The organism is Vibrio sp. 10N.261.52.A1 (assembly GCF_002876325.1).
GTDB lineage: Bacteria > Pseudomonadota > Gammaproteobacteria > Enterobacterales > Vibrionaceae > Vibrio > Vibrio chagasii.
In genome coordinates, this window is sequence record NZ_MCYD01001289.1 from 1 (window position 1) to 5,632 (window position 5,632).

Genomic DNA, 5,632 nt, shown 5'->3' on the forward strand with positions numbered 1-5,632 from the left:
AAGGCTGCAAGAACATCGCTTTTCCTAAAATCGAGCTTCACCGTGATGAAGTTGGTAAACCTTGGCTTTATCCAAATGATGACAACATCATTGCTATCGCAGCCGACAGCAAAGTCGAATCTGACCTGCCACAAATGGCGATCAGCGACTTAGAAGCGATTCGTGATTTCATCATCGACTATGCTCAGTCGTTCGACCCAGCTTCGAAAACAAATAAAGTCGCTTCGTGTGCATCATCGAAAGACAACACGCCAGTTGTGTGTTGTGACTCTTTCTCTCCTGCAGGTCTTACCGTGACTCAAGGTCAGCAAAAGATTGTTGATAGTATTGATGCATTAGAGCTGACGGAATCTGTTGCCTTAGAACAAGGGTATGGTCGCGTATTGGCGGAAGATGTTATTTCACCAATCAATGTACCTCAGAACACTAACTCTGCAATGGACGGCTACGCGATTCGTAGTGAAGATTTAGATCTGGATAGCTACCATGTTGTTGCTGAAGTGATGGCAGGACACAGCTACAACAAGACCGTTCAACAAGGTGAAGCGGTTAAGATCATGACAGGTGCACCAATGCCGGAAGGTGTTGATGTGGTTGTGATGCGTGAGCAGGCTGTTCAAGAAGGTGACATTGTTAGCTTCCCAGATGCGAAAATCTCAGTAGGACAAAATGTCCGTATGGCGGGTGAAGATCTTGAAATCGGCCAACCTGTCTTTACTCGTGGCACACGAATCGAAGCACCAGAAATGGGTATGATGGCATCACTGGGTTTCGGTACCTGCCCTGTTCTGCGTAAAGTGAAAGTGGGCGTGTTCTCGACCGGTGATGAAGTTCAAGCACCGGGAAGTGAGCAAAAACCAAACTCTATCTATGACTCAAACCGTTTTACTATTATCGGCATGCTGCAAAAGCTTGGCTGTGACATCGTTGATTACGGCATCATTGAAGATGACGAACAAAAGATGATGGATGTACTGCACGCTGCGTCGCTTGAAACCGATATGGTTCTGACTTCTGGTGGCGTGTCTGTTGGTGATGCCGACTACATCAAGCTTGCGTTAGATAAACTAGGAGAGATTAACTTCTGGCGTATCAACATGCGCCCGGGGCGCCCTCTTGCTTACGGTAAAATTGAAGACAAGCCATTCTTCGGCTTACCGGGTAATCCAGTTGCAGTAATGGTGTCGTTCATTAACTTTGTTGAGCCAGCGATTCGTAAGCTGCAAGGTCAAACAAACTGGACACCAGTAAAAGCGAATGCGGTAGCAACTGAGCAATTACGTTCTCGCCAAGGTCGTACTGAATTTAGCCGTGGTGTATTCACTATGAACGAATCTGGTGTACTTGAAGTTAAGACAACGGGTAAACAAGGCTCAGGCATTCTGCGCTCAATGAGTGAAGCAAACTGCTTAATTGAAATTTCACCATCGGTTGATACCGTGAAAGTTGGTGAAACAGTGACGATCATTCCGTTGCAAGGTCGTGTTTAATTAATAAAACGGCCTAAGGTGTATTGATTGCACTAAAGTTCGAACGTTCGAAGCCCCTTCTGCGATGGTTTAGTCGTAAGGGGCTTTTATATTTCTGAGCAACCTTAATAAGTAACCCATTAACTAAGTTAATCTTAAGATTTCTTACCATTACCTTGAGCGACGTACGGTTTTTATGTAGAGTGCGCCCAAAGTAAAAATTCTATTGGAGCGCATCATGGCTCGTACCATTCTGTACACGTACAAAGACGAAGACAAAGAGTTACTGTTTTCAAAGCAAGAACACCGCACGATCCAAGAAGCGGTTGCTGATGCTGAAGGCATCGACATCACTGAATATTTAAAAACAGAGCAGCAGCTTGAGTTGATTTCAGATACTAAAGCAGTTCGCAACTACCAAGACAATTACTTCCGCAAGCTTGGTTTTTCAAAGCTTACGCTGAAGCAAAAAGAAAACCTTGGTGTTGGTAAAAAGAATAAGTAAGTTCTTAGCGAGCTTCGCTCTTGTTAGTCGATAGCTCGAAAACACCAAATAATAAAAAATGCCGCAACTTCTTTCGAGATTGCGGCATTTTTATTTATTCTGCGTAATGTGTTTAGCTGAAAGCCATCACTATTTGATGTTTAGGAATGCAGCACCACGAACGCCACCTGAATCACCGTGTTTTGCTTTGATGATCTTCGGACACTTAGCAACAGACAGTAAGTACTTAGGCACGCGCTTTGGCATTTCTTCGTAGATAAGCTCGAAGTTTGAAAGACCGCCACCCAGTGCAACAACGTGTGGATCTAGGCCAGTAAACAGGTTCGCGAAGCAGATTGCCAAAAGCTCCATGAAGCGGTCAACGTGTTCAGCCGCTTTAGCCTCACCTTCGTTGTAAGCTTGGATTATATCAATCGCTTTCTTCTTCTCGCCAAAGTAGTGCTCGTAAATCAATTCGAAACCACGCCCCGACAGATAGCTATCTAGACAACCTTTTTTACCACAACCACAACCTAAAAGCGGTGCGTTGTCACCAAGGTGGAACCATGCATCCAAAGGTAGACGCATATGGCCTAGTTCACCGGCAACGTGGTTGCGACCAGAGAATACCTTACCTTCGTAAACTAAACCGCCGCCAAAACCTGTACCTAGAATTAGACCAGCAACCGATGGCTCGTCTTTTAGCTCATCATCCCATGCTTCAGAAAGCGCGAAACAGTTCGCATCGTTTTCGATTTTTACGCTACGACCGATTAGCGCTTCTAAATCTTTACGTAGTGGCTTACCTGTTGATGCAGGAACATTAACAACCAGCATAGTGCCGTCGTCTGCGTTTTCCATACCAGGAAGGCCAAGGCCGATTTTGCCTTCGCAAGAGAATTCGCTATCGTATTTCTTTACTAAACCAGCGATCGTATCAAGCAGTAATTGATAGTCATCTGTTGGTGTTGGAACGCGCTCTGTTGCTACTCGCTCAAGTTTCTCATTGAATGCACCAAACTCAATTTTTGTGCCGCCAACATCGAAGCCGTAATACATGAAATCTCTCCAATTTTTCCCTAAATTCGGGCAAATAAACTCTTTAAATAAAACAACTGGGGAACATTATCCATAACACTCCCCCTACAAACCGTGATAGATAACAAACTTATCTCGTGTTTGAGTCTGTTTGAACAACAAGTCAGCACAAAGCGGTTAAAGGTTAGAGTGACGTCTCATTTTTACTGTGCTCTATGAAAGCATTCAGGCTTGGTTTGGTCGGATCTGACTTGTAACGAGTCTTACTTAGCATGTAGCTTTCGCGAAAAGCTTCAAACCATAGTTGTAATGTTTTGGCGCCCTGCTCTTCACCAGCTTGTTTTAATACTAAGCTCGCGACTTCTGCAGTTGAAAGGTGTTGCTCATTGTCTGACTTTCGCATCATGTATTGAGAAACGGATTCAGGTTCAATCGACAACACAGGTAGATCTTGTAAGTACTCAGAACGTCTAAAGATACGTCTTGCTTCACGCCAGCTACCATCGATGAAAATCAGTAGTAGCTTTTTATTTGGATTACGCATTTGTGGCAGGTCTTGAACCACTCGCGATTTGTCATCGGTATAATCTTCTGGGAACACAATCACCGGTTGATATTGCTCGTCCTTCAGAACATCCAGCATCTCTGTGTTTGGCTCTGTTCGGTGCCAAAGGTAAACATGGCTGTCTTTTACTGTGTCGACAATCAAACGACCTGTATTACTTGGTTTCAATATTTCGTTATCAGACAAGATCAACATGGTAGCTACGTTCGTATCTATGTCTGGTTGATGCTCACAGATACAACTGTCTTGTTTGATTTTGCAATACTCACATCGCACCACCTTACATCCACGTGCGTTAAACGGCTTTGTAGAAAGTGATAAACGGTGTTGGTACAAACGGTGGAAAGCGTGAATTCTCATGGACAATAACGATAGATAGAACTAGAAAAGTGGCACGATTGTACTTACAGTGGCTTGATAATGATAGAAGGAATTCTTATGCAGGCCCCATCACTACTTCGCCTTGTCTGTTTTATCACCGCTTTTGTCTTATGTGCGCTGTGGGAATACCAAGCACCTAGAAAAACACTAACGCAAAACAAGTGGTTTCGTTGGGGAAATAACTTCTCATTAATGGCGCTTAACAGTGTTTTATTGGCGACATTAGTACCTGTTGCGGCATTTCAAGCGGCACTGATTGCGGAACAAAATCAATGGGGTCTGTTCAATAACATTAGCCTACCCTTTGAAATCACCCTGTTCCTTTGTGTCGTGTTATTAGACCTGGCTATTTACACTCAGCACCTGGTGTTTCACCGTATACCAGTGCTATGGAAACTTCATCGTGTTCATCACGCCGATCTGGATATAGACGTAACTACGGGTACCCGCTTTCATCCAATTGAGATGATCTTGTCGATGTTGATTAAGGTCGCGTTGATTTTCGTGTTGGGCGTTCCGGCTCTAGCGGTTGTGATATTCGAGGTCGTACTGAATGTGAGTGCGATGTTCAATCACAGCAACGGTCGTTTACCTTTATGGTTCGACAAACAGCTTCGTAAAGTGATTGTCACACCAGACATGCATCGAGTGCACCACTCTGTGATTGTCAAAGAAACCCATTCTAACTTTGGGTTCTTCTTATCAGTGTGGGATATCTGGTTTAAGACGTATCGCGCTCAACCCAAGCTTGGTCACGATAAGGTAAGTATCGGTGTACCGGAAATTCGTGATGGGAAAGAACAGAGGCTAGATAAACTGATTACCCAGCCATTTAGATACAGCCAGAACAAATAGACTTAGATAGCTAACCAATAAACATTAGGCTTTTAGCTCACGTAGGTAGCGGTAGATGGTATGGATAGAGATATCGAGTCCTTTTGCAGCAATTTGAGCACTGTCTTTCAAGTCGAAAATCCCCATCTCATGTAATCGAGTGACAATCTCTCGGCTTTTCTTCGATGGCGCGATGTCTGCGTCATTACTTACCTGTTCTCTTACCGTTTCAATCGAGCTGTGCATCATCTCTTCATTACTACGCGCAAAGGTTTCGGGCGTCGTTTGAGGACGATCGACATGTGGTAGCAAACAAGGGACAAGTGAATGCATCACTTCTTGAAATGGTGCGTCGAGGTTGGTGTTGATACACAACAAACCAATGGCTTGTTGTTGAGGGTTTCGAATGATGGTCGTCATTGAGCGTAAGGTTTTGCCATCGGGACATTTTGTCATGTAAGCGCCCGAAACATCGTTACCTTGAGTGAGCTTCATCAATGCTAAATTAGTAATTGGAGCCCCTACTTCTCGCCCGGTGACGTGGCTATTCGCAATTTTAATAATCGAAGGATTACGAACATCTAAACTGTGTAGTAACACTTCGGTATGCTCGCCATACATTGCGGCGATGCCATCAACGATGTTCTCGATTGCGTGCAAGATGTCATAGTCACTTTGAGATAATTCGAACACGGAGTCCTTCCTCTTTTGGCGAGAAAACCGCTAAGTAAAAATTACCAAGCGGTTCGTCTTAAAAATAGTTTGAATCAAAAACGTTTGATTACGCTGACATTATATCAATAATCGTAGAGTCTGTAACACTCATACCAGCGGTAACCAATTTTCCAATATTGCGGATAC

At 43.9% G+C, this 5,632-nt stretch carries 6 protein-coding genes; 3 read left to right on the forward strand and 3 right to left on the reverse strand.

What is annotated here, in order from left to right; all coding sequences use genetic code 11:
* On the forward strand, nt 1-1,490 hold a 1,490-nt coding region (locus tag BCT81_RS26915), incomplete at its 5' end, for a bifunctional molybdopterin-guanine dinucleotide biosynthesis adaptor protein MobB/molybdopterin molybdotransferase MoeA (RefSeq protein WP_102426446.1).
* Between the two features lie 217 nt (nt 1,491-1,707).
* The gene (locus BCT81_RS26920) at nt 1,708-1,974 is read left to right on the forward strand and encodes a DUF2960 domain-containing protein (protein ID WP_061034061.1); all 267 of its coding nucleotides are present in this window, start codon (nt 1,708-1,710) and stop codon (nt 1,972-1,974) included.
* Between the two features lie 129 nt (nt 1,975-2,103).
* On the opposite strand, the gene nagK is transcribed toward BCT81_RS26920, so the two are convergent.
* Both nagK and BCT81_RS26930 read right to left on the reverse strand, forming a co-directional pair.
* A complete protein-coding gene (gene nagK / locus BCT81_RS26925; protein ID WP_102426447.1) occupies nt 2,104-3,012 on the reverse strand; it encodes an N-acetylglucosamine kinase in 909 nt (302 codons plus the stop codon).
* A 163-nt stretch (nt 3,013-3,175) separates the two neighbouring features.
* Nucleotides 3,176-3,922, reverse strand: a complete 747-nt coding sequence (locus BCT81_RS26930; protein ID WP_102426448.1) for a tRNA-uridine aminocarboxypropyltransferase — start codon at nt 3,920-3,922, stop codon at nt 3,176-3,178.
* A 72-nt stretch (nt 3,923-3,994) separates the two neighbouring features.
* Here BCT81_RS26930 and BCT81_RS26935 point away from each other — a divergent pair, with 72 nt between their 5' ends.
* Nucleotides 3,995-4,792, forward strand: coding sequence for a sterol desaturase family protein (locus BCT81_RS26935; RefSeq protein ID WP_102426449.1), 798 nt, complete (start codon nt 3,995-3,997; stop codon nt 4,790-4,792).
* A gap of 24 nt (nt 4,793-4,816) precedes the next feature.
* Here the strand turns inward: BCT81_RS26935 and BCT81_RS26940 are convergent, their stop codons facing one another.
* Complete coding sequence (locus BCT81_RS26940; protein WP_102426450.1) at nt 4,817-5,464, reverse strand: PAS domain-containing protein; 648 nt, start codon at nt 5,462-5,464, stop codon at nt 4,817-4,819.
* Nucleotides 5,465-5,632 lie beyond the last annotated feature (168 nt).